This window comes from Acinetobacter sp. HA, from assembly GCF_000264725.1.
Lineage (GTDB): Bacteria > Pseudomonadota > Gammaproteobacteria > Pseudomonadales > Moraxellaceae > Acinetobacter > Acinetobacter schindleri.
The window spans coordinates 1-23,096 of record NZ_AJXD01000094.1 but is presented as its reverse complement, the minus strand read 5'-3'; the positions used below and the strand labels follow the sequence as shown (position 1 = coordinate 23,096).

Genomic DNA, 23,096 nt, shown 5'->3' with positions numbered 1-23,096 from the left:
TAGTACAATGAAGGGGAGATTGAAATGATTGAAATTCTGATTGTAACGTCACTGGTGCTTTGGAGTGCAGTGGTGGTATTTAAGAAGGTATTTCCGAATACTTCACGCTCGGTCTTCCTGAAGCTATCCAATGCTTGTGAAGCCCAAGGCTGGCATAAGCTGGCGAAATGGTTAAAACCTGCGATGGCCAGTGGTTGTGGAGGCAATTGTGCCTGTCCGGCATCCGAGCAGCCAACAGAGAAAAAGCCTGCTCAGCAAGCAGTGAAATGGAAATAATTTTCCAGCAAACTTAAAAGTGAAAAAGCCATCATTTTTATGATGGCTTTTTTATGCAATATACAAAAAAATCTGCAGAAAGATGAAACAGAAAAAGCATTCAAAACGGCAAAGTGCTAACATTTCAAAAGTTTCAAATTAGACCAGAACATGAGGCAAAAATGTTAATACAACGTGGTGGACTTAAGGTCGTTGCAGGACTTGGAATTTCAGGTGTTGCAGCAGTCAATTTCTTACATGACAAGGGCTACCGCGTTGCAGTAACAGACTCCAGGGCAAATCCACCGGGGCATGACCAGATTCCTGCCGAAGTACAAACCAGCTTTGGTAAATTTGACCAGGAATTATTGCTATCAGCAGAAGAAATCGTCATCAGTCCGGGGCTTGATCCGAAACTTCCTGAAATTCAGGCAGCGATTGCTAAAGGTATTCCGGTGGTGAGTGAAATCCAGATTCTGCGCCGTTCTACCGATAAACCCATTGTTGCGATTACCGGTTCAAATGCCAAAAGTACCGTCACCACATTAATTGGTCTGATGGCCGCAGATGCAGGTAAGAAAGTGGCCGTTGGTGGCAACCTTGGCCGTCCTGCGCTGGATCTGACCAAAGATGATCCTGAACTTTATATTTTAGAGCTTTCAAGTTTTCAGCTGGAAACCACGTCGAATCTGAATGCTGAAGTGGCAGTCGTGCTGAATATGAGCGAAGACCATCTGGATCGTCATGGTGACATGATGGGCTACCACACAGCAAAACACCGTATTTTCCAGGGTGTCAAAAAAGTGGTGTATAACCGCGATGATTCACTGACTCGTCCACTGGTTCCGGATGTAACGCCAATGCAAAGCTTTGGTTTAAATGCACCTGATATAAACCAGTACGGCGTGTTACGTGACACGGATGGCACGATCTGGTTAGCGCGTGGACGCGAACGTTTATTGAAAAGTTCTGAGATGTATATTCAAGGCACGCACAATGTCGCGAATGCTTTGGCCTGTTTGGCTTTGGGTGAAGCGATTGGCTTGCCAGTAGATAGTATGCTGAAAACACTAAAAACCTTCAAAGGGCTGGAGCATCGCTGTGAATTTGTCAAAGAATTTAATGGCGTGCGTTATTATAACGATTCTAAAGGTACCAACATCGGTGCGACTCTGGCCGCTTTAGACGGTCTAGGTGCGGCGATCGAAGCACAAGGTGGGAAAGTGGCAATCATTCTCGGTGGCGAGGGCAAAGGCCAGGACTTCTCTGCTTTACGTAATTCACTGTCTAAATATGCGAAGGTAGCAGTGTTGATTGGTGTAGATCGTCCAATCATTGAAGCAGCAATTGAAGGAACCACGACACTTGTGCATGCGGAAAGCCTGCAGGAAGCAGTAGAAATCTGCCAGAGCAATACCCAGCCACATGATGTCGTGCTATTGTCTCCGGCATGTGCAAGTTTTGATATGTTCTCAGGCTATCCTGAGCGTGGTCGTCAGTTCGTTGCGTATGTCAACGCACTTAATTAAGAACAACAAGGATTCGTGATATGGCTGAGTTTGCTCAGACTGCGATCAATAAAATTACTCAAATCTACGAGCAGTGGCTACCTAAGTTACCCGCTGAAGTTAATCCACGTAATGTGCTGATTTTCTGTGTATTGGCTTTGCTGTGTATTGGTTCAATCATGGTGGCATCCGCTTCGATGCCGTATGCAGAACGAATTAATGGCAATGCCTTTCACTACATTACCCGACATGCCATCTCGATCGGGGCTGGGGCAGCAGTCGCCTATGCTACTTATAAGATTCCTTTAAATCGCTGGTTTAACAGTACTTTCTTTTTATGGTTTGTGACCATTCTGCTGCTATTGGCAGTATTGCTGGTCGGTACTGAAGTCAATGGTTCCAAGCGCTGGATTCGTCTTGCTGGCTTTACCTTACAGGCTTCCGAAGTAGCGAAGGTAATGATGGCAATCTTCACCGCAGACTACGTAGTACGTCGTGCTGAAGAGGTACGTAACAAGATTTCCGGTTTGGGACGCTTAAGTATCATCATGGGGGCAACCATCCTGTTGGTCATGCTTGAGCCGGACTTGGGGGCAACTGTAGTCATCACGCTAACCATGCTTGGAGTGTTCTTCCTGGCGGGTGCGCCGTGGAACCAGTTTGGTCTGGCTTTCGGCGTCATTATTGGTGCGTTGATCGCTGCGATTGCTTTTGAGCCATATCGTCTGCAGCGTTTCCTGTCCTTCTCGAATCCTTGGGAAGATCCGCTGGGTACGGGTTATCAGCTATCCAATGCGCTCATGGCTTTTGGTCGTGGAGAATGGACGGGTGTCGGTTTGGGACACAGTATTCAGAAAATGTCTTACCTACCTGAAGCGCATACCGATTTTATGCTGGCAATTCTGGGTGAGGAATTCGGTTTTCTGGGCATTGCGATCGTTCTGATTCTGTCTTTCAGCATGATTGTCTGCTGTATTCGCATTGGTCATCGTGCCCTGAAAAACCATTACCTGCGTGCTGGCTATCTAGCATATGGCATCAGTATTATTTTCCTGTTACAGGTTTTGGTGAATGCAGGCATGAACATGGGCATGCTGCCAACCAAGGGTTTGACCCTGCCATTTATCAGTTATGGTGGTTCTTCGCTGATTATGTGTGCCATGATGATCAGCCTGATTCTCAAGATTGATGCCACGACTCGTGAAAGTAATCCAAGCCGTGAGGAATCAAGCTTCTAGATTAGACTGACGGTTCGAGTCAGGCTGGGCATGGTCGAGAACTGTGCTTGGCATGACCGTACCGCAGTGATTACAGCGCACAAAAGCATCCTTGGCTTTCGACAGAGGAATCAAGGGAATAAAGAATAAGGAAAAATAATTACGCTGCTGTCTCAGTTCGTAACCGGCTCGGGTTCGGCACACTGGACACAAGAACTGACTTTTCTCAATGATTTTGGTTTTCGGTCCAACACCAAAAATAAAAAACATAGACTAACTTCCACCTGAATTTTTCTTTAGCTTAAGCCAAAACAGCCCTTTATAAATAGTAGCCTTGTAGCTCAGTTGTGTGTGGAATCCGTTCGATATTCCATTGTGCCACTGCCTGTTTCAGCATTTTTTCCGGAGTATCCAGTTCAACTTCAGCTTGGTGTAAAGCCCGGATGGCCTTTTTCAATAACTCAGGTGCTTGAGTCAGATCGAGCGCCTGCGCCAGATTCTGTTTAGAGAGTTTCTGACCCTGATCATTCATTGCGAGTGGCAGGTGCATATACTGCAGACGAGGGTAGCCGAGCAATTGGCCTAGATAAATCTGACGTTCGGTATTATCCAGCAGATCCGCGCCACGTACCACATGAGTTATGCCTTGCAGATAATCATCCACCACGACTGCCAGCTGATAGTTAATGATGCCATCACGGCGCTTCAGGACAAAATCTCCCAGATCATGCTTAAGATTAGAGCAATGATGACCTTGCAACGGATCATCAAAACAGATTTCGACATCTTCAACTTTTAAGCGAATCGCCTGATGTCCGAAAGCTAAGCCTAAATCACGACAGGTATCCTGATAGATATGATTGGAACCGAGCATCTTGCGCGTACATTGGCAGGCATAGACCAGACCCTGCTGACGTAGCTGTTCAATCACAGCATCATAAATGTCCAGGCGGTCTTTCTGAAAAATGATTGCGGCATCGGGATCGAAACCAAAGACATCCATGGCACGAAGAATATGATCTTCACTACCGGGATAAATGCGGGGAATGTCGGTATCTTCAATACGAACCAGCCATTGACCCTGATGGGCACGGGCATCGCAGTAGCTGGCGACTGCAGTAATGAGGGAACCAAAATGTAAAGGGCCGGTTGGCGATGGCGCGAACCGACCTGAGTAGCGAGTTAGCGAAACATCGTTTCGCCGCTGCGCATGAGGAGCATGCTCCGCAAGGGAGCTGTGCTCGGCTGAGGAATTCTCAACAGTCACGATTAACCGTTATTTTGCTTCTCTTTGATTTCAGCAAGGGTCTTACAGTCAATACACAAAGTCGCAGTTGGACGAGCTTCTAAACGACGCAGACCGATTTCGATACCACAAGTTTCACAGAAACCGTAGTCATCATTTTTGATTGCTTCGATAGACTGTTCGATTTTGCGGATCAGTTTACGTTCACGATCACGGGTACGTAGTTCAATCGCAAATTCTTCTTCTTGTGTTGCACGGTCGTTTACATCTGGAAGTGCCGTATTTTCGTCTTGCATGGTATTCAGCGTACGGTCAACTTCAGTCATCAACTCAGCTTTCCAAGCCAGCAGAATCTGGCGGAAGTGCTCAAGCTGACCTTCAGACATGTATTCTTCATTTTTTTTCGGTTGATAAGGTTCGATACCAAATAAGCTAGCAGTAGAACCACCTTCAGTCGTTTTTGGCTTAGATTTGCGCACACGTTTTGTAGCTTTTTCATCTACCACATCAGTTTGTTCATCTAAGACTTGATTTTGGTTGTCATTCGCCATTTAGGGCATTCCTCATCATATGCGTAGGTAACTACGCAAAAAATATGGTGATATGCAAATTTTTATCCACCCTGAAGAAGGATTATCCTCCTATGGGGGTCGTCATCATATAGACTTTTTATGCGTTTTGATAGTCTTTGATGGCGGGATTGTAGATATCACGTTTCCTTTAAGAGCAATAAAGTAAAGCAAAAAAAACAAATTGAAAAGTTAATAACCTGAAATTTCAGTATTAATTTTAGCTTGCTTTAAAACCACCCTTTGAATGTAAGTCTGGTACTCACCATTGTCTTTTAATTGTAATACGCGATAGCCGGGCTGTGCCTGGTCTAAGGCAAAATTTTCGCTCAAGGGTTTGAACTGTACACTGGTTGAAGGAGTGGACAGATAGCGCACGCCCTGCCATTCATTTTCAGAATCCTGATGCACATGTCCAAATAGCACCATTTTGACATTGGTATGCCGTGCAATCACATCTTTCAATGCTTCCGAATTTTTCAGCCGATGCTGGTCAATCCAGTGTGATTGCATCGCAAAAGGATGATGATGACAGGCCACGATCACATACTGCTTGCTATGCTCAAGCAATAACTGTTCCAGCTGATCCAGCTGTTTTTGTTCTACCCAGCCATCGACCCGGCCTTTTACAGCACTGTTGAGCAGAATTAACGTCCAGCAACCAAAGCTAATCGCATGCGCTTCATCACTATTTTTATAAAAAGGGAAAATAGCGAGATAATCATCATGATTACCCGGAATCTGATAATGCGGCACATTCCAGGCCTGCATAAATTGTAAGTAACGTTGATAGGTAGATTCTGCTGCAACCTGGGCCAGATCTCCGGTATGTACCACCGCATCAATATGCGGAAAACGGTGCTGAATGTCGTGTACGACCTCTAAAAAGCTTTGCTCCGGATTCATGCGGGCAAATTCAAGCTCAGGCTGGTCCATCAGATGCGTGTCTGAAATCTGGATGAGCGTCCAGACTTTTTCAGATGCAGGAGTAGAGGTCTGTGTCATCTGATCTACTCCTTTGGATAGGCTGTTGAGATATGTTGCTGTAACCATTGTAATGCCATAATGACGGGCGCATTTTTGAGGCGGTTATAACGGAATAATTCTGGAAGGTGGGCATAATCAAAAATATGCAGCTGGATATTTTCCCCTTCATCCGGCATGCCGTGTACACCGCCATGTTCAGGCAGTTCTGCCTGAGCCACATAAAGGTGGAACAGTTCAGAGCAGGCACCCGCTGAAGGATAGAAACTATACAGATGTTGCAGCCCCTGGATTTCACAGCCAGATTCTTCCAGTGCTTCACGACGGATGCAGTGCTCTGGAGATTCATCACCATCTAAAACCCCGGCAATGATTTCCAACTGCCATGGGGAATCGGTATCATCCAGTGCACCAATACGGAACTGCTCGATCAGGGCAAATTTTTGTTGTTGGTCATTATAAATCAGCACCCCAGCTGCAGGGCGCCGCGCAATCAGTTCACGCTGAATCGGAGGAATATATTCATTGCTCTCAAAAAGACGATGACTCAGCTGCACTTTTTCGACTTTCACGAATCCTTGATACAGATATTCGCGCTGTTGCAGGTCGACATCATTATAGTTATAGGACGCTTGCTGAATAATCTTCATAAATCAGAAAAGGATGAAAACATTTATTTCATCCTATCTGAGTTTTTAGCAAAAACAACTGATTTTCAGTGGGAATTAGACTTTATGATATAAATTTCGACCACTTTCAATGAAGCTGGTTTTCATGCTGTTAAGACCTGCTTCAACCTCTGGATCGAGTTCTGCTGCCTGCTGTGCATTTTTCTGATTATTCGCATAATCCCGCACATTCTGGGTGATCTTCATCGAACAGAATTTCGGACCGCACATCGAACAGAAATGCGCTGACTTATGTGCCTCTTTCGGCATGGTCTCATCATGCATGCTGCGCGCCGTATCCGGATCCAGACTCAGGTTAAACTGATCTTCCCAACGGAACTCAAAACGGGCTTTGGACAGGGCATTGTCACGTGCCTGTGCACCCGGATGGCCTTTGGCCAGATCCGCTGCATGTGCGGCAATCTTGTAGGTGATGATACCGTCTTTGACATCCTTTTTATTTGGCAGACCCAAATGTTCTTTTGGCGTCACATAACACAGCATCGCGGTGCCATACCAGCCGATCATCGCGGCACCAATGGCTGAAGTAATATGGTCGTATCCCGGAGCGATATCGGTGGTTAAAGGTCCCAATGTATAGAAAGGCGCTTCTTTACAGACTTCCAGTTGCAGATCCATATTTTCCTTGATCATATGCATTGGCACATGTCCCGGACCTTCAATCATTACCTGTACATCATGTTCCCAGGCACGATGGGTTAGTTCGCCTAGGGTACGCAGTTCGGAGAATTGCGCTTCATCATTGGCATCCTGAATACAGCCCGGACGCAGACCATCACCCAGACTGAATGAGACATCATAGGCTTTCATGATTTCACAGATTTCATCAAAGTGCGTGTACAGGAAGTTTTCCTGATGATGGGCCAGACACCACTGCGCCATGATTGAACCACCACGGGATACAATCCCGGTCAGACGGTTCGCAGTCAGTGGGACATAGCGTAATAACACGCCAGCATGAATCGTAAAGTAATCCACGCCCTGTTCGGCCTGTTCAATCAGGGTGTCTTTAAAGATTTCCCAGGTCAGGTCTTCGGCTACGCCATTCACTTTTTCCAGCGCTTGATAAATTGGCACAGTACCGATTGGCACAGGGGAGTTACGGATAATCCATTCGCGGGTTTCATGAATATTCTGGCCTGTAGACAAATCCATAATCGTGTCAGCACCCCAGCGGGTTGCCCAGGTCATTTTTGAAACTTCTTCTTCAATCGATGAACCCAGTGCCGAGTTACCGATGTTGGCATTAATCTTGACCAGGAAATTACGCCCGATGATCATCGGTTCGCATTCAGGGTGGTTGATATTGGCTGGAATAATGGCACGGCCCGCTGCAACTTCCTGACGCACGAATTCTGGTGTGATTTCAGTCAGGTTTTTCGCACCAAAGTTCTGTCCGGCATGCTGGCGCATGTCGACACCTTCACGCTGGCGCAGGTTTTCACGAATGGCGATGTATTCCATTTCCGGTGTGATAATGCCTTGCTTGGCATAGTGCATCTGGCTGACATTATGACCGCGTTTAGCACGACGAGGTTTTTGAATATGTGCAAAGCGGATATTGGCAGTACGGATATCGCGTAGGCGCTGGCGACCAAATTCGGAACTTAAGTCTTCTAGTACTTCGCTATCACCACGCTGTTCAATCCAGCTTTCGCGTACATGCGGCAGACCTTTGTTCAGGTCAATCGTGATTGCAGGATCGGTATAAGCACCAGACGTGTCATACACCATTAAAGGTAGATTTTTTTCACCGCCCAGGCCAGTCGGCGTATCTGTCAGTGAGATTTCACGCATTGGCACCTGAATATCAGGGCGTGAACCTTGAATATAGACCTTGCGGGAAGCTGGTAAAATACGGGTGAGATCTCGAGCTTCCTGCTCATGATGAGCATCAGTTGCGGGAGTGGAGAGATTCGTTAATTGGTTCATGGCAATGATCCTTAGAATGACATCAACGAATCAAGCACGACCAAAAACGCAGGCGGATCTATCTTATAGATAGAAAGAGGGCTTTAAGTTTTTAGAGGCTTGATTCCTACGCAGGTCTTAACCTGATCAGGTTCAACGGTACTCACCATCAAATTGCACTTTAAAAGGCTATTTTGGTGATCTCAGCGAGTGATTACTCGCGCTCCGTCAAGCTCAGGCGATCATATAATAGTTAGGGGATAAAAAGTAGACGTGATTCGCTACTTTCTAGCAGAAATATGCAGTAAAGATTTCAGGGAAAAAGGCTGTTATAAACAGATGGCGTCCCTGAAACAGTCTTTTTTATAGTCTTGGGCTGGCATCTGAATTCCGGAATAATGTGCAATCTGTTCCCAGGTTGAACGGTTCTGATATTCGCTGTCAAGCACCTGTTTGCGCTGCTCTTCATTCATATCCAGAAATTCTAGAAAGCGTTGTGCCTTGGAAGTGATGCCACCTTCATTGCCTTTAGACAGACCGATAATGGTTTCCAGATGGCTATGATCAACGGCATAACGATCCCGGTAATCCTGGGAAATTGGCGCACTATTCATGCCATGAAACAGGAAGTAGCTGTATTGCTGTAGCAGATATTCAGCATCCTTTTGGTAAGGGCTTTGCGGAAAACGCTTGAGATAATCCTCCCAGTCCAGAATACGCGCAGCAATTTCAGCAGGTTCAATCATTAAGCGTTGTTGCGTGAATACTGGTTCAAGATTCTGCTGAGATAAAGTTTCAATAAAAGCACGTTCTGCTGCCGGGAGATAAGGTGCAAAGATACGAGCCAAATATTCAGGACTACGACGATAAGTCAGTTGCTGTTGCCCTTGCTCCACCACTTCGACATATGCTTGTCCTTTATGTTTAAGCAGGTACTGGTCACGGGCAGTCAGTTCAACAAAATGACTTTGCTGAATGGTCGGATGTTGAGCCATTTCCAGCGCATATTGTTCAAATGCACGTTGCTGGGCTGGTGTTCTTTCAACTTTCAGGAAACGGCTATACATGGCATTGGCATGACGCATCAGGTTTTTTTGCTGTTTATGCTCTAACAGTGGCAGACACACTTTAAGATTCTGATTGATCTGCTCAAGCGCAAAAGTCGTGCGCTGGTCATCAATTTCAGCCATCTGTTTTTCAATATTCTGGCACATCAGGCTAAAATCTTGAGTTGCAGTATTTTTCTTGACACTGGTTTCAGCAGGCTCAATTTCGACCTGCGGCTGTTTGGGCTGCTGACAGGCAAGCATCAGCAACAGCAACAGGGCAAGGCAGCTGGCAACTAAAATTGAGGAAAAACGTGTAGACACTATAACTCTATGCTCTGATACAAATAATGAATAACAGCGGGGAATGCGCCTATTGTATACATCTTGTGCCAACAGACTGTTTAGTATTGTGAAGCTGTTTGTTAAGCTGTTGTCATCGATTCAAAAATGTGAATCAATATAGGATAAGTTCACTTATTTGAATTAAAAAAATTAATAAAAATCATACGTAAGTTTAGGAATAGACAAGTAATATTTGTATCACTTTAAGATTCAAGCATTTGGCTATATTTTGTTAGGTATGACGATACAGCAGTTAGGGATTCACATTATAAATGAAGATAAAATTCATCCTTAGTGCCAGCCTATTGTGTTCAAGTTCTGCCGGATGGGCACTGGACTTGGTTGAGGCGTATGAACGTGCCAAACAAAATGATCCAAACTGGCAGGCCAATGTGCTGCAATATGAAGCCGACCAGCTGAATCTTGGAATTGCCGGCGGCAATTTACTTCCAACTGTAAGCTTGTCGGGAAATGTGACCCGAAAAAACCAGTCGACTGATAATTCTGGAACACAAGGCTTGCCTGCGGAATTTGGAGAATTACAGAGTTCAAGTACAACCACCCGACAGATTGCTGTGACTGCGCGTCAACCTTTGTTTCGCTGGGATGCCTGGCAGGGATACAAGCAGGTCAAAACCTCAGTAGAACTGAGCGAAGTTAATCTACGCTTGCAGAAGCAGCAGCATATTCTGCAGGTGGCAGAAGCTTATTTTAATGTATTACGTCAGCAATCCCTGACCGGTGCCTATTTGCAGGAAGAGCAGGCGCTGGCGGAACAGTTGCGCATGATGAATGCCAAACTTAAAGAAGGTCTGGTTGCACGCAGTGATGTCAGCGAAGCCAATGCCCAATATCAGAGTGCCCAGGCTAACCGAATCGCTACCCAAGTACAGTTGGTGTTGGCACAGGAGCAACTGGCGCAGTTAATTGGTCCTTATCAGGATAATCTGGCGGTCCTACGCAATGATTTCCAGTTCCAGAAACCATTACCAGCCAATATCCAGTCCTGGACCGAACTGGCACAAAGCCAGAACCTGGAAATTCTACAGGCTCGTCTGCAAAAACGTTATTCCGAAGATGCCAAACGTGTTGAAGAAGCAGCACGCTATCCGCAAGTTGAAGCAGTGGCAACTTATGGTTATTTGAAACAGACGCCAGAAACCGTTTTATCTTCTAATGGAGACTTTGATCAGGTCGGAGTAGAGGTCAACTGGAATCTGTTTAGCGGTGGCCGTACCAGCAAGAATATCCAAAAAGCAGGGGTGCTGGTGCAGCGTAGCGATGCCCAGCTGGATGCTGCGATGCGTAGAGCCAATACCGATGTGAAACAGTCTTATCTACAGGTGGAAACAGATGAAGCCAAGCTGAATGCCCGCAAGGCGGCAATGGAATCAGCAGAAATTGTTCCCAAGCATCCCGAGCACAATATCAGGAAGGGCTGAAAGCTATGGTGGATGTGCTGCTGGCACAGCGTAATGCTTTTTCTGCCAAAACTGATTATCTGAATGCTAAGTATGATTACCTGATTCATGTGCTGCAGTTGCAGGCCTCAGTAGGGCAGCTCAATGAACAGCAGCTAGCGGAAATGAATGCCTGGCTAGTAGAATATAACTAAAATCTAGCAAGCTCTTTTGAATAGATTGCCACCCTACTTTCATTATTGCAGTGCTTTAGGACAGGGGGGATTTCTCTCTAATACGGTTCGATGCAGCGTTAATTTTCTAGGTAAATAAAGCTATAATGAGATGTCGATTTATAGTAAATTTTTATTATAAATTAATAAAAATGAAATCCTAATTATTTGTTTAAGATAGTGAATCATTTAAATGTTAATAATTTTTAAGCAATAAACCAATGTAAAAGTTACAAAAAATATATTTTTTAATAAAAAATAATACAAAAAAGCGTACAATTGTGCGAAATGTGATCCAATCTCCCTTGAAAGTGTGAAGTAGTTCTTGAATTCACGCAGGCATATTTAATGCAGCAGATATTTATATAAGAAAAATACCCGCATTTCTTCTGATCACATAATCAATTCTATTTAGGATGGTTTAGGCATCCTATTAAGCAAATTCACGCATTGAAGAAAAAATCTATGATCATAGATGAAAATAAAAAAGCAGGGTCTGGGCTTTACTTTACTGTACAGCTTAAGTTCGTTGTAGCATTTATTGGTGCCTGCTTCTGGGCAGGATTTTCAATATGGATCGCTCAAGATTGGATAGATGATCTGAGTAATTATATTGGTCAATTTGCGGCTATTTTTTCGTATATGGTATAGCTATTATTCCTGGTTTTATGAATTCATTTGCAGCTTTTAGTCTGCTGATGGATCGAAGACCGAAGCGAGAACCTTTACCCGTTTATCCTGGGATTACAATGCTGGTTGCTGCCTATAATGAAGCTGCCTCAATTAAAGATACACTGGTCAGTATTGCTCTGCAAAAATATCCAGGACCATTACAAGTAATCGTTATCAATGATGGCTCCCAAGATAATACAGCAGATATTGTTCGACAGGCTGAAGCCAAATATCCTTGGCTAGCCTTGCTGGATTTAAAGAAAAATGCAGGTAAAGCCAATGCATTAAATCAAGGTTTAAAAATTGCCGAACATGCTCTTATCATTACCGTTGATGCTGACTCTTATTTACATAAAGTGGCATTGATTAATATTGTTGAGCGTTACAAGTTAGATCCCCCTAATACACGTGCTGTGGCTGGCAAGATTCTGGTGCGTAATTCTCGTGAAAATATGCTTACCAAGGTGCAGGAATGGGATTATTTTCTGGGCATCGCTGCTACTAAACGTTTGCAATCTTTATATCAAGGAACCCTAGTTGCTCAAGGTGCTTTTTCTATTTATGACCGTGATGCATTAATTGAGGTGGGAGGGTGGCCTGAATGTGTAGGTGAGGATATTGTGCTGACCTGGGCTTTATTAAAAGCAGGCTATCGTGTTGGGCATTGTGAGGATGCCTGTTTATTTACCAATGCACCCATGACTCTTAAAGTCTTTGTCAAACAACGTCAGCGTTGGGCACGTGGTATGATCGAAGCCTTTATTAAACATCCCACTATTTTAATTAAACCAAGATTGTCTACATTTTTTATTCATTGGAATTTATTTTTTCCCTGGTTAGATATTGCTTTTACTTTTGGCTTTATCCCGGGGCTCATCTTGGCATGCTTTGGACACTATTGGATCGTTGGGATTATGACTCTTGCACTATTGCCACTGGCATTCCTACTTGGTCTACTTAATTACAAGATTGAGCGGAGCATGTTTAAAGATTTAGATCTCAAAGTAAGAAAAAATTTTGTTGGTTTCTTACTGTATGTGCTGACCTATAGTTTTTTGCTACAACCCGCCAGTATTTTAGGATATCTGGATGAAGTTTTCAGAACAAGAAAAACCTGGGGGACAAAATAAAATGAGAAGTTATAAAATCTGTCTGTATGGTGTTGCTTTAATCATTAGTATGACGAGTACCAGTAATTATGCAGATGTATTACAAGAAGAGAAAATTGGAAAAGAGCATGCGGCTGGAACTGAATTCTTTTTCAGTGACGATAGCGAAGGTTTCCAGACTCGTAAATTATCAGCAGAATTTTTGCCTCAATATGAAGATGCTGATCATTATTTAGGGGTACGTGGCAGTGCTTATCAATATAGAGCTGATGACTGGAAACAAGATGGTCAGAAGATCTCATTTATTGGACGTGATATTGAATCTGCTACCGCTAATGGCTGGGTCTTAGAAGCGGGGCTATTCGAGCAAGGTGATCATACTTTATTAGCCTTCGATGGTAGTTATCGTACGCTTCTTGCAGAAAAGACAGCTATTGAAGTTTTTGCTAACCGAGATTGGGTTGAAACCCAAGCTGCTTTAGAACATGGAACACATTTTACTTTTGTGGGCGCTGCACTGGATCAAGGTCTGGGAGATCATGTCACCGTAGTAGGAGTAGCGGGTTCACAGCTCTTTTCAGATGATAACCGCCGTGATCATGGCCGAGTTAGGCTTATCTATCAGCCTTCACTTGACCTAGGCCTGACATTGCAAGCCCGATATCGCACTTATCGCAGTAGTGAGACGGATGTAGGGGGCGAGTACTTCAATCCGAAAGATTATCAAGAAAGTATGTTTGCTATCGGCTGGCGTAAACGTATTTCCGGATGGACCACCGGTATTACTGCCGGGCTAGGCCGTGAAAAAATTAATGATGATGCTAGGGCGTGTCCTCATTTGGCTTTACACCAAATAAACATGCAAGCAATGTAAATCATAGACTGGTAATTTCGTGCAAGCTTATCAAATCGGGTTGCAATCGCTCGGAAATGCTTCAATCTCGCAAACACATTTTCAACTAAATGTCTTAATTTATATAGATATTTATCAAACTCCTTATTCGATCTTTTACTATTTGATCTCATTGGAATGATGGGAATCATATCCTTGTTCTGGGCATATATTCTAATGTGCTCAGCATCATACCCCTTATCAGCAATGAGATAAGTTGCCTCGCCTACAGTATCAATCAGTTGTTTTGCAACTTGACTGTCGTGGACGCCACCCCCAGTGATTTTAAAATCAATCGGTAATCCATTCGCATCGGTTGCAAGATGTATTTTTGTTGTTCGTCCACCACGTGATTGTCCAATTGCTCTTTCGAAACCATGCCGAGCTCCACTTGCATGTTGATGCACGCGTATGTAGCTTCCGTCAATGAATACCCATTCTTGATCCAAGACGCCTCGTAATCTAAAAAAAATTTATTCCACAATCCCTTGCTTGCCCAACGATTAAAACGATTATAAGCAGTTTGCCAAGGACAAAATTCTTGAGGAATATCACGCCATGTGGCGCCTGTACGCAGTTTCCATAAGATCGCTTCCATGATATTTCTACTATTCTTTGAACGGTAGCAACCATGTAATCGCATAGTATCTTGAATTTGCTGCCAGATATCATCGGTAAGAAGAGTACGTGCCATTGAAAATATAGAAATAAAAATAACTCAAAGGAGGATTTTAAGTATTTAAAACCAATTCTTCAAATGAGGACACGCCCTAGTCAGAACACACGATTATTTGAATTGAACTTGCAAAGTCCTGTACGTGGTGAGCAGTTTTTGCGTCTGAATGCTGGATATAACCGCAGTGCTTCTTTCTATGGGCCAGATTATAACTATCGTTATGTTCGAGGTGAGTGGATTTTACGCTTTTAGGCAAAGTGAACTGGTTTGCTGAATAGCGGTCTATTAGGCCGCTTTTTCTTTAGATCTATGTTTGAGGGAATAGAACTTTTTCAGCTTTTTAACTATGTGTTTCCTCTTCTGCATCTTCCTCAAAGGTCTTGGCAATCTTTTCGATATTGAGGCTCTTTGCCATCGCGTCAAAGATTTGCTTATACACGCCGTCCTGATGATAAAGCTGATCATGCTCGCCATGTTCAGCAATCGCGCCTTCTTTCATCACGTAGGTATAATCTGCATCAATAATCTGCGACAGGCTATGCGAGATAATAATCACGGTACGACCTTGCTTGATCTGATCCAGACTCTGCTTGATCTGTTCAGCAGCAATGGCATCCAGGCTGGCAGTCGGTTCATCCAGAAAAATAATCGGCGGATTTTTCAGGAACATGCGTGCCAAGGCAATGCGCTGCTGCTGTCCGCCAGAAAGCTGCAAGGCATCGGAATCATAACCATTGGGCAACTGTAAGATCTGTTCATGAATCGAAGCTTTCTGTGCGGCCTCAATGACATCTTGCATACTGGCACTGGTCTTGCCATAACGGATATTGTCAAAAATCGTGCCCTGAAAAATATGATTTTTCTGTAGAACTAAGCCAATATGATCACGTAAATACTGGGTGTCATAATCCTGAAGATCAATACCATCCAAGGTGATCTTGCCTTGCTGTGGTTCATAAAATTTATCCAGTAAACTAATCAAAGTGGATTTACCCGCACCCGATAAACCGACCAGCGCAGTGATCTTGTTAGGGCGGATTTCCATGTTGATATCTTTCAGCGCATGGTGTCCATTCGGATAATAGAATTCGACATGGCTCAGCTGAAATTTGCCCTGAACAGGTGGTTTCTGCTGTCCACTGGATTCAATTTCATGATCTGCTTCCAGAATATTAAAGAAGCTCTCGGAATAGATCATGGCATCATTGACTTCATCATAAATCCGGTGCAATGAACGGATCGGTGCCGAGACATTATTAAACAGCAGCACGTGATACATGATCATGCCAATACTCATCTGACCAGCAAGCACAAAATAAGCGGTCAGAATAATGATAAGGACGATGCCAATCTGCTCAATAAAGGTTTTCAGACCATCAAACAGAAAACTGGTTTGACGGGTTTTCATCTGATTATCGGTCAGTTCACGCTGTAGGCCGAGCTGCTTTTCGGACTCAATCGACTCACGGTTAAAGGATTTAATTACGGTTATCGAGTTAATAATACTGAGAATGCCCTGACTCTTTTTCTCGCGACCATCTCTTAAACTACGGCGCCAGCCGCCCAGTTTTTGTGCCTGTTTGTAGGTCAGCCAGAAGTAAATTGGTACAATTGCCGTGGCTACCATACCCACATAAATATTGGCATAGTACATCAGGCCCAAAGCTACAATTGCGCTGGTAAATAGCGGCAGGATATCAATAAAGAAGATCTGCACCAGACGCGTCAGTGAGCCAATGCCACGGTCAATACGGGTTTGTAATTTACCGGCCTGGTTATTGTCCTGATTAAAAAAAGCCAATCGATAGGTCAGAAACTTTTCAATAATGCCTTGTGCCAGATCCTGAGATACAAAAATTCGCAACTTTTCCCCATAGAATTTTTGTCCAAACTGCACAAAAGCATTAATCACTTCTTTCACCAGCAAGATCGCTGAAATGGTAATCAGGATATGCCAGCCCTCATTCAGTCCTTCACCTGCTTCAAGCAGCTTATTGATACTGTCGACCGCATATTGCAAAGTGATCGCGTTGACCTGAGCGGTAAATGAACCGATCAGGGTCAATATCAGGGTCGCAATCACCAGCAGCCGGTAAGGACGGACAAAGGGACGCAGCTTGTGAAAGAGTTGCCAAAGATCCATGCAATATTATTTTTATTGTGAAAGTTAAAACAAGTTTATGCCCCTGAATGATCATTCACAAGAAACTGATTTGTATTGATTTGTGCAATTTTAGTTGTGTGCAGAAAGCGAAACTGACAGGATAAAAGCTCTAAAGAGAATGAAACTGACATGACACTGGATTTATTTTCACCTCAGTCTCAAACCAATCTTTTGCCCTGTGACGGGGTGGTAGAAGACTATGGTCTGATTTTGAATGGAGAGCAAAGTCAGAAATATCTCGACTATTTTTTGCAGCATCTGGCTTGGGAGCAGGACGAGGTTTTTCTCTTTGGCAAGCATCATGTTACTGCCCGTAAAATTGCCTGGTATGGTGATGCAAATTACCAATATCATTATTCGGGCAGCTTGAAGAAAGCCCATATCTGGCAGCCAGCATTATTGAGATTGAAACAGCATATTGAACAGCGGGTAGGTCATCCCTTTAATTCCTGTCTGGCCAACCTGTATGAACATGGTCAGCAGGGCATGGGCTGGCATAGTGATAATGAAGCCAGCTTGATGTCAAAACGGCATGAAACTGTCATTGCTTCTTTAAGTTTTGGTGCTACCCGCAAAATGCGTTTTAAGCATAACTATACTGGGAATCTGGTAGAGTTGCTGCTTCAAAGTGGGCAGCTGATTGTGATGCGTGGGCAAACCCAGCAGTTCTGGAAACATCAAATTAGCAAGACCACAAAGGTCATTACGCCACGGATCAATCTGACCTTTCGCTATTTTTATCCCGAAAATTAGAAATATAGAAGGAGCAATATTATATGCGTATTTATTTAAGATTTCTTGTTTCACCTATCCATTAAAAAAAGCATCCATCTGGATGCTTTTTATTTTAAGGATTCACTCCGACCGGATGTCGATACCAGCTTTCAATAAATAGCGCTGCTGCAATACTGTCAGCAGCTAACTTTTTAGCTCGACCTTGAGTCTGATAACTCTCTAATTCATCCCGCGCTTCACGTGTAGTGAGACGTTCATCGACCATCAAGGTTTCAATATTGGTTTGATGACGTAAACGGCGGGCAAATTTGCGTGCACGCGCAGAAAGTTCAGATTCTGTATCATCCATATTCAGCGGTAGACCGACTAAAAATAAAGTCGGTTGATATTGCTTGACGATTTTCAGTAATGTATCCCAGTTGGGGATTCCATCTTTCATCGGGAACAAGGCAAGAGGATTGGCACTTTCAATCAGGGATTGTCCAACCGCCATGCCCATTTTTTGTGTACCAAAGTCAAACGCCATAATCATCTGTGGCGCGTTTACATCAGGCATGTCCAATCTCAGAAGACAACCAGTTTCGATCTACGCCCATCTTTTTATAGGCAGCATCCCAACGGTCGTCATAAGGTAAATTAAAAATTAAATCCATATCCGATTCACAAATCAGCCACTCACCTTTAGCAATTTCTTTTTCCAACTGGCCTTTACCCCAGCTGGCATAGCCAAGTGCAATCTGGTAACGTCCGACACCTTGGTTGTGGGCGATGGCATCTAGAATGTCCTTGGATGTCGTGATACAGACATTTTCACCAACGGCAATTGAAGAATGCCAGGTAGGCTGACCGGTGTGCAGCACAAAACCGGCTTCAGGTCGCAATGGGCCCCCTTGCAACACTTCATGAGGATTGACATTATCTGCTTCGATTTCAAGATCATTCAATAATTCTTTGATCTGAATGCCTGCAGGTCGATTAATAATGATGCCTTGCGCTCCATCTTCGTCATGTCGTGCGAGATAAATGACCGTGTTGGCAAAAAAATCGTCACGCATTTCTGGTGGAGCAATCAGACAACGGTGTGTCAAATATTGTTTGTTCACCGAAAAGCTTCTCCTTAAAATCAATTTCTTGGCAAAGAAATCGTGTGATCTTCACCTTTAACTTACTAGAGCTTTGTTAATTCACCAACAGTTTTTTGTGAGCATTGTAATATTTTTAAACATGCTGAAACTTTAGCTGACGTAATTGACGCGCGTGTTGCAGTGTTGTTTCATTAATTTCCACACCGCCTGTCATTCGTGCAAGCTCTTGAATGCGTTCATCTTCTTCCAAGTCAAGAATTGTGCTGCTAGCCGGATCGGTTTGCTGCTTTTTCACCAGCAGATGCTGATCAGACTGTGCTGCGACCTGTGCCTGATGGGTGATACACAGAATTTGTACATGCTGCGCCAGATCGGCCAACAGACGTCCCACAATTTCCGCCGTACCCCCACTGATGCCGACATCAATCTCATCAAAGACCAAGACTTCAGCTTCAGTTTTCTCAGCATTCATCACTTGCATTACCAGTGCAATACGGGACAGTTCACCACCGGATGCCACGCGTGCCAGCGGCTGTGCCGGAATGCCTTTATTGGCAGTAAATAGCAGCTGAATAAAGCTCAAGCCTTCACTGTTTGGTTCATCAAGTGGTTCAAATTTAAATTCAAAATAGGCTTCTGGCAGGGCAAGCTGTTTGACCTGTTCCGTCAGTTGTTTTGCCAATGGACCAGCTGCTTCACGACGAATCTCATCCAGATGCCGTGCTTTGGCCAGAAACTCCTGATAAGACAATTCGACTTGTTCCGCCAGTGTTTCTGGATCTTCGAGTTGATGCAATTGCGCTAGTTCAGCCTGCCAGGTTTCATACTCTTCCTTTAATAATTCAGGTTGGGTACGGTATTTACGTGCAAGACGGTGAAACACTTCAAGTTGTGAGTTCAGCTCTTCCATACGTTCAGGATCAAAACTTTGACGATCCATAAAATGACGCAGGTTGACTGTAGCATCTTCAATTTCACTCTGCGCATTGAGCAAAGAAGTGTGGATTTCAGAAAGCTGCTCACTGCGACCAGCATGGGATTCTACACGACGCAGGATAGAAGAAAGCTCCTGATTAATATTCTGTTCCGCTTCATCCAGGCCATTCAGACTATAGACACAGTCCTGCATGATCGCTTCATGATGAGAGAGACGATCAAATTCCTGTTCAATTTCCTGATACTCAATCTGTACTACATCTTCAAGTTCTTCGAGCTGCAGTTCCAGTGTTTCCATGCGCTGTTTACGGGTGGCTTGAGCATCAAGTGCTGCCTGATGCTGGCGGATATTTTTATGCCAAGTACTGTATGCATCACGAACTGCTTGGGCGGGCTCATAAAAATTATAATAACGGTCCAACCAGTGTTTTGGGTAAGGCGGCTCCAGTAGCTGTTGCTGGCTGTGCTGGCTATACAGTTGTACCAGTAAACGGCCAATTTCTTTCAGTTCAGACAGACTGCTTGGACGGCCATTAATCCATGCCTTGCTACGTCCCGTAGCAAAAATCACCCGACGCAGATGGATTTCACCCGACTCATCATCCAGTTCATGCTCTTTAAGCCAAAGCGCTTCGGGACTATTGTCCTGATAACTGAAGGTTGCTGTCACATCGGCTTTTTCTGAACCATAGCGCACATAGTTGGTATCGGTGCGTTCACCCAGACAGGCCGAGAGGGCGTCCAGCAACAAAGATTTACCAGCGCCGGTCTCGCCGGTGAGCACGTTAAAACCTTGATGAATATCAATGGCCAGGTGGTCAGCTAAGGCAAAGTTGATCAGAGTTAAATGTGTCAGCATACACGCATCCAAGCTGCGAAAAGTTTGATTGAAATCAAGTAGGATCTGATATGCATCAGATCATGTATGTCATTATAAATCAGGATGAAACCCTTTGATTCTATCTTATATTGTGGTCAATGATACAAGCAGATTTTGTAGTATTGTCAGTATGCACGACTAAAGCAGGTCAATCTTCCCATAAAAGTGATTACTCCCTACAGTTCAGCGAATCCTACTAAATTTGATTTTGCATGGCAGAATTGTTCATCCTCCTTTAAATCACTTTATTTTATATATTTGCTTATTGAATATATGTACAAAATATATACAGAAAATTTTAAGCTGAGCCAGGCAAACTTCGATTGATTAGTTAGGAATGCGCATTTAAACTACAGCCATTCCAATATTATAAAACCCGTGCTCTGGAGATAAACGGATGTCAGCTCAGTTTGACCATGTTTCAGTACTTAAGAAATCAAATGTATATTTTGGCGGTCTGTGCATCAGCCATGTGGTTCAGTTTGAAGATGGTACGAAAAAAACCCTGGGAGTCATTCTACCGACTGAAACCCCACTTACATTTGAAACACATGTACCTGAGCGTATGGAAATCATTTCCGGTGAGTGCCGTGTGCAGATTGCAGATAGTGAAGAAAGCGAACTGTTCCGTGCTGGCCAGTCTTTCTACGTGCCAGGCAATAGCCGTTTCAAAATCGAAACTGATGATGTATTAGATTACGTTTGTCATTTTGAAGGCTGATTTTATTATTTCATCTCCCTAACCGGACTGAAGCTGATCAGGAAATTTTCTGCCGAATCGGTTAAACTTCATTTATACAGGAATCCTGTGAAGCTGGCTTTGCAGGATTTTTCTTTTGCAGCATATTTCCCAAATTAATTTAGAGGTCGTTCATGGCTAAACCTGAGTATTTTTATGGCGTACATTCAGTTGAGTCATTACTGGAGCTTGAGCCTGAACGCGTCCTGACGCTGTTTACTCTGAAAGGTCGTGATGATCAGCGCTTAAAGCGTGTATTAGAGCTTGCTGAACCGTTTGGGATTAGTGTGCAACAGGCTAGTCGCGACAAACTGGAAAAACTGGCAGGTTTACCGTTCCATCAGGGGGTGGTAGCAGCAGTACGTCCGCATCCAATTTTAAATGAAAAAGATTTAGAAGAGCTTTTAAAACAAGATTCGCAAGCACTTTTATTAGCGCTTGACCAAGTCACCGATCCGCATAATCTCGGTGCCTGTATCCGTACGGCAGCAGCCATGGGTGTTGTGGCTGTAATCGTGCCACGTGACCGTTCTGCAAGTTTGACACCGACAGCGCGTAAAGTCGCAGCCGGTGGTGCCGAAAAAGTTAAATTTATTCAGGTCACTAATCTGGCACGTACTCTGGGGCAGATCAAAGACGACTTTAATGTCCGCGTTGTGGGGACTATGCTGGATGAGAAAGCATTACCAATTCAGCAATTTGATTTTACTGGTACTGGTGTCTGCGTGGTAATGGGGGCGGAAGATACCGGTCTGCGTCCAATTACGCAAAGTCAGTGTGATCAAACGGTTTATATTCCGATGGCAGGCAACTTGCAAAGTTTAAATGTAAGTGTTGCAACAGGTATGGCTTTATATGAAGCCTGCCGTCAGCGTAATGCTTAACCCCTGATGAGATTATCCACACGTGCACAAGGTTATTTTTTCCTCTTAACGACCATGTGTATCTGGGGCGGTTTTACTTTAACCGCTCGCCTGAATGCAATCTGGCATATCAGTGCCTGGGATATCGTCGCACTACGCTTCTCTCTGGCTTTTCTGATTCTCATGCCGATTTTAATCTATCGTAAAGAGGCTTCTTTTTTACTGAAAAAAGAATCTTTTATCCTGGCTATGATCGGTGGAGTGGTGTATTGCCTGTTTGCTTATAGCGCATTCCATTACGCACCGACTGCCCATGCCGCCATTTTTTTGAATGGCTGCATACCGTTGTGTACCGCAGTGATGGCTTACTTTCTGATGAATCAGGCTTTTGATAAACATACCTGGATCAGTCTGAGCATTATGATCGGGGTGCTGTGTCTGATGAGCGTACTGATGTATCAGGAAACAGGTGTGGCCTTTGGGGCAGGGGATGTCCTGTTTTTCATCAGTGCGATTTTATGGGGGATATTTACGGTGTTGTTACGTAAATATCAACTGTCTGCCTGGCAAGCCATGTGTGGCGTGGCAATTTGGTCGGCTGTGGTGTATGTACCAATTTATCTGCTGTTCTTACCTAAAAATTTAACTGTACCTGAGCCCCACCATTTACTATTTCAAACACTTTTCCACGGGGTGTTTGTGGTTATTATTGCGACTCTAACTTATGTGGAAGCGATTAAGCGGCTTGGCGCATTTAAAGCAGGCAGTATTACCAATCTGGCACCTTTTATTGCGGCTATTCTGGCAGTGCCCTTGTTGAATGAAACGCTGAGTCTGGCGATGGTCTGTGGTCTGATCGGGATGGCAATCGGTGCCTTGCAGCCATGGCGCTGGCTGCAACATCAGGACAGTTTGGCCATCAAACTTGAAGAACAAAAAAAG

25 protein-coding genes and 1 riboswitch are annotated in these 23,096 nt (G+C 44.1%); of the genes, 13 read left to right on the top strand and 12 right to left on the bottom strand.

The features are described from left to right. Positions 1–24: 24 nt before the first annotated feature. From HADU_RS12115 to ftsW, 3 genes are all read left to right on the top strand, one after another. Positions 25–276: a DUF6587 family protein gene (locus HADU_RS12115; RefSeq protein ID WP_004810124.1), complete on the top strand. Its 252-nt coding sequence runs from the start codon at positions 25–27 to the stop codon at positions 274–276. A 161-nt stretch (positions 277–437) separates the two neighbouring features. Then, the gene (gene murD / locus HADU_RS12110) at positions 438–1,784 is read left to right on the top strand and encodes a UDP-N-acetylmuramoyl-L-alanine--D-glutamate ligase (protein ID WP_008306847.1); all 1,347 of its coding nucleotides are present in this window, start codon (positions 438–440) and stop codon (positions 1,782–1,784) included. Between the two features lie 20 nt (positions 1,785–1,804). Beyond that, positions 1,805–3,001 (top strand): putative lipid II flippase FtsW, encoded by a 1,197-nt coding sequence (gene ftsW, locus HADU_RS12105; protein ID WP_004810120.1) that lies wholly within the window; start codon positions 1,805–1,807, stop codon positions 2,999–3,001. Here ftsW and HADU_RS12100 read toward each other — a convergent pair. The 7 genes from HADU_RS12100 to HADU_RS12070 form a co-directional block, all read right to left on the bottom strand. Beyond that, positions 2,990–3,250, bottom strand: coding sequence for a zinc ribbon domain-containing protein (locus HADU_RS12100; protein WP_004810118.1), 261 nt, complete (start codon positions 3,248–3,250; stop codon positions 2,990–2,992). The genes ftsW and HADU_RS12100 overlap by 12 nt on opposite strands. Positions 3,251–3,299: 49 nt before the next feature. Next, on the bottom strand, positions 3,300–4,247 hold the full coding sequence (gene gluQRS, locus HADU_RS12095) for a tRNA glutamyl-Q(34) synthetase GluQRS (protein WP_004810116.1): 948 nt from the start codon (positions 4,245–4,247) through the stop codon (positions 3,300–3,302). Positions 4,248–4,249: 2 nt separating this feature from the next. Continuing rightward, positions 4,250–4,777: an RNA polymerase-binding protein DksA gene (gene dksA / locus HADU_RS12090; RefSeq protein WP_004810113.1), complete on the bottom strand. Its 528-nt coding sequence runs from the start codon at positions 4,775–4,777 to the stop codon at positions 4,250–4,252. A 210-nt stretch (positions 4,778–4,987) separates the two neighbouring features. Then, on the bottom strand, positions 4,988–5,800 hold the full coding sequence (cpdA, locus tag HADU_RS12085; RefSeq protein ID WP_008306841.1) for a 3',5'-cyclic-AMP phosphodiesterase: 813 nt from the start codon (positions 5,798–5,800) through the stop codon (positions 4,988–4,990). Positions 5,801–5,805: 5 nt separating this feature from the next. Then, positions 5,806–6,429: an NUDIX domain-containing protein gene (locus HADU_RS12080; protein ID WP_004810110.1), complete on the bottom strand. Its 624-nt coding sequence runs from the start codon at positions 6,427–6,429 to the stop codon at positions 5,806–5,808. Between the two features lie 75 nt (positions 6,430–6,504). Beyond that, positions 6,505–8,400, bottom strand: coding sequence for a phosphomethylpyrimidine synthase ThiC (thiC, locus tag HADU_RS12075; RefSeq protein WP_004810108.1), 1,896 nt, complete (start codon positions 8,398–8,400; stop codon positions 6,505–6,507). A gap of 86 nt (positions 8,401–8,486) precedes the next feature. Then, positions 8,487–8,617: riboswitch (TPP riboswitch) on the bottom strand. Positions 8,618–8,708: 91 nt separating this feature from the next. Continuing rightward, a complete protein-coding gene (locus HADU_RS12070) occupies positions 8,709–9,749 on the bottom strand; it encodes a hypothetical protein (RefSeq protein ID WP_004810106.1) in 1,041 nt (346 codons plus the stop codon). Positions 9,750–10,042: 293 nt separating this feature from the next. Here HADU_RS12070 and HADU_RS12065 point away from each other — a divergent pair, with 293 nt between their 5' ends. From HADU_RS12065 to HADU_RS12050, 5 genes are all read left to right on the top strand, one after another. Continuing rightward, positions 10,043–11,212: a TolC family protein gene (locus tag HADU_RS12065; protein WP_413540700.1), complete on the top strand. Its 1,170-nt coding sequence runs from the start codon at positions 10,043–10,045 to the stop codon at positions 11,210–11,212. A 5-nt stretch (positions 11,213–11,217) separates the two neighbouring features. Next, positions 11,218–11,385: a hypothetical protein gene (locus HADU_RS16105; RefSeq protein WP_413540699.1), complete on the top strand. Its 168-nt coding sequence runs from the start codon at positions 11,218–11,220 to the stop codon at positions 11,383–11,385. A gap of 483 nt (positions 11,386–11,868) precedes the next feature. After that, positions 11,869–12,054 carry a hypothetical protein gene (locus HADU_RS12060; RefSeq protein ID WP_008306839.1) on the top strand — a complete coding sequence of 62 codons (186 nt, stop codon included), beginning with the start codon at positions 11,869–11,871 and terminating at the stop codon, positions 12,052–12,054. A 17-nt stretch (positions 12,055–12,071) separates the two neighbouring features. Beyond that, positions 12,072–13,205 (top strand): glycosyltransferase, encoded by a 1,134-nt coding sequence (locus HADU_RS12055; protein WP_227499361.1) that lies wholly within the window; start codon positions 12,072–12,074, stop codon positions 13,203–13,205. Continuing rightward, positions 13,165–14,058, top strand: a complete 894-nt coding sequence (locus HADU_RS12050) for a hypothetical protein (protein WP_008306836.1) — start codon at positions 13,165–13,167, stop codon at positions 14,056–14,058. Before HADU_RS12055 ends, HADU_RS12050 begins: the two co-directional genes overlap by 41 nt. Here the strand turns inward: HADU_RS12050 and HADU_RS15410 are convergent. Then, a protein-coding gene (locus HADU_RS15410) for an IS5 family transposase (protein ID WP_228156260.1) occupies positions 14,019–14,770 on the bottom strand; the annotation gives its coding sequence in 2 pieces (ribosomal slippage) (positions 14,019–14,536 and positions 14,536–14,770; 753 coding nt in all). The two genes, HADU_RS12050 and HADU_RS15410, sit on opposite strands and share 40 nt — an antisense overlap. A gap of 108 nt (positions 14,771–14,878) precedes the next feature. On the opposite strand from HADU_RS15410, the gene HADU_RS16030 reads away from it, so the two are divergent. After that, positions 14,879–15,004, top strand: a complete 126-nt coding sequence (locus HADU_RS16030) for a hypothetical protein (protein ID WP_264653529.1) — start codon at positions 14,879–14,881, stop codon at positions 15,002–15,004. Positions 15,005–15,092: 88 nt separating this feature from the next. On the opposite strand, the gene HADU_RS12040 is transcribed toward HADU_RS16030, so the two are convergent. Continuing rightward, positions 15,093–16,895 carry an ABC transporter ATP-binding protein gene (locus tag HADU_RS12040; RefSeq protein ID WP_004810098.1) on the bottom strand — a complete coding sequence of 601 codons (1,803 nt, stop codon included), beginning with the start codon at positions 16,893–16,895 and terminating at the stop codon, positions 15,093–15,095. Between the two features lie 150 nt (positions 16,896–17,045). On the opposite strand from HADU_RS12040, the gene HADU_RS12035 reads away from it, so the two are divergent. Then, the gene (locus tag HADU_RS12035; RefSeq protein ID WP_008306831.1) at positions 17,046–17,669 is read left to right on the top strand and encodes an alpha-ketoglutarate-dependent dioxygenase AlkB family protein; all 624 of its coding nucleotides are present in this window, start codon (positions 17,046–17,048) and stop codon (positions 17,667–17,669) included. A gap of 94 nt (positions 17,670–17,763) precedes the next feature. Here the strand turns inward: HADU_RS12035 and ruvX are convergent, their stop codons facing one another. From ruvX to recN, 3 genes are all read right to left on the bottom strand, one after another. Then, positions 17,764–18,207 (bottom strand): Holliday junction resolvase RuvX, encoded by a 444-nt coding sequence (gene ruvX, locus HADU_RS12030; protein ID WP_004810094.1) that lies wholly within the window; start codon positions 18,205–18,207, stop codon positions 17,764–17,766. Continuing rightward, positions 18,200–18,754: a YqgE/AlgH family protein gene (locus HADU_RS12025; protein ID WP_004810091.1), complete on the bottom strand. Its 555-nt coding sequence runs from the start codon at positions 18,752–18,754 to the stop codon at positions 18,200–18,202. Before HADU_RS12025 ends, ruvX begins: the two co-directional genes overlap by 8 nt. A gap of 115 nt (positions 18,755–18,869) precedes the next feature. Further along, positions 18,870–20,531 carry a DNA repair protein RecN gene (gene recN, locus HADU_RS12020; RefSeq protein ID WP_008306828.1) on the bottom strand — a complete coding sequence of 554 codons (1,662 nt, stop codon included), beginning with the start codon at positions 20,529–20,531 and terminating at the stop codon, positions 18,870–18,872. Positions 20,532–20,949: 418 nt separating this feature from the next. On the opposite strand from recN, the gene HADU_RS12015 reads away from it, so the two are divergent. From HADU_RS12015 to HADU_RS12005, 3 genes are all read left to right on the top strand, one after another. Then, positions 20,950–21,273 carry a pyrimidine/purine nucleoside phosphorylase gene (locus HADU_RS12015; protein WP_004810087.1) on the top strand — a complete coding sequence of 108 codons (324 nt, stop codon included), beginning with the start codon at positions 20,950–20,952 and terminating at the stop codon, positions 21,271–21,273. 152 nt (positions 21,274–21,425) lie between these two features. Then, positions 21,426–22,175 carry a 23S rRNA (guanosine(2251)-2'-O)-methyltransferase RlmB gene (gene rlmB, locus HADU_RS12010; RefSeq protein ID WP_008306825.1) on the top strand — a complete coding sequence of 250 codons (750 nt, stop codon included), beginning with the start codon at positions 21,426–21,428 and terminating at the stop codon, positions 22,173–22,175. A gap of 6 nt (positions 22,176–22,181) precedes the next feature. Further along, positions 22,182–23,096 (top strand): DMT family transporter (locus HADU_RS12005; protein WP_081399013.1); only part of this gene is annotated, 915 nt, incomplete at its 3' end.

Bases quoted from the DNA above. Each gene is read 5' to 3' on its own strand.
- HADU_RS12050 (WP_008306836.1), top strand. From the start codon at position 13,165: ATGAAGTTTTCAGAACAAGAAAAACCTGGGGGACAAAATAAAATGAGA.
- murD (WP_008306847.1), top strand. From the start codon at position 438: ATGTTAATACAACGTGGTGGACTTAAGGTCGTTGCAGGACTTGGAATT.
- ruvX (WP_004810094.1), bottom strand. From the start codon at position 18,207: ATGCCTGATGTAAACGCGCCACAGATGATTATGGCGTTTGACTTTGGT.
- HADU_RS12055 (WP_227499361.1), top strand. From the start codon at position 12,072: ATGAATTCATTTGCAGCTTTTAGTCTGCTGATGGATCGAAGACCGAAG.
- thiC (WP_004810108.1), bottom strand. From the start codon at position 8,400: ATGAACCAATTAACGAATCTCTCCACTCCCGCAACTGATGCTCATCAT.
- HADU_RS12065 (WP_413540700.1), top strand. From the start codon at position 10,043: ATGAAGATAAAATTCATCCTTAGTGCCAGCCTATTGTGTTCAAGTTCT.
- ftsW (WP_004810120.1), top strand. From the start codon at position 1,805: ATGGCTGAGTTTGCTCAGACTGCGATCAATAAAATTACTCAAATCTAC.
- HADU_RS16105 (WP_413540699.1), top strand. From the start codon at position 11,218: ATGGTGGATGTGCTGCTGGCACAGCGTAATGCTTTTTCTGCCAAAACT.
- rlmB (WP_008306825.1), top strand. From the start codon at position 21,426: ATGGCTAAACCTGAGTATTTTTATGGCGTACATTCAGTTGAGTCATTA.
- HADU_RS12035 (WP_008306831.1), top strand. From the start codon at position 17,046: ATGACACTGGATTTATTTTCACCTCAGTCTCAAACCAATCTTTTGCCC.
- recN (WP_008306828.1), bottom strand. From the start codon at position 20,531: ATGCTGACACATTTAACTCTGATCAACTTTGCCTTAGCTGACCACCTG.
- HADU_RS12060 (WP_008306839.1), top strand. From the start codon at position 11,869: ATGATCATAGATGAAAATAAAAAAGCAGGGTCTGGGCTTTACTTTACT.
- HADU_RS12015 (WP_004810087.1), top strand. From the start codon at position 20,950: ATGTCAGCTCAGTTTGACCATGTTTCAGTACTTAAGAAATCAAATGTA.
- HADU_RS12080 (WP_004810110.1), bottom strand. From the start codon at position 6,429: ATGAAGATTATTCAGCAAGCGTCCTATAACTATAATGATGTCGACCTG.
- dksA (WP_004810113.1), bottom strand. From the start codon at position 4,777: ATGGCGAATGACAACCAAAATCAAGTCTTAGATGAACAAACTGATGTG.
- HADU_RS12100 (WP_004810118.1), bottom strand. From the start codon at position 3,250: ATGTTTTTTATTTTTGGTGTTGGACCGAAAACCAAAATCATTGAGAAA.
- cpdA (WP_008306841.1), bottom strand. From the start codon at position 5,800: ATGACACAGACCTCTACTCCTGCATCTGAAAAAGTCTGGACGCTCATC.
- HADU_RS12040 (WP_004810098.1), bottom strand. From the start codon at position 16,895: ATGGATCTTTGGCAACTCTTTCACAAGCTGCGTCCCTTTGTCCGTCCT.
- HADU_RS12115 (WP_004810124.1), top strand. From the start codon at position 25: ATGATTGAAATTCTGATTGTAACGTCACTGGTGCTTTGGAGTGCAGTG.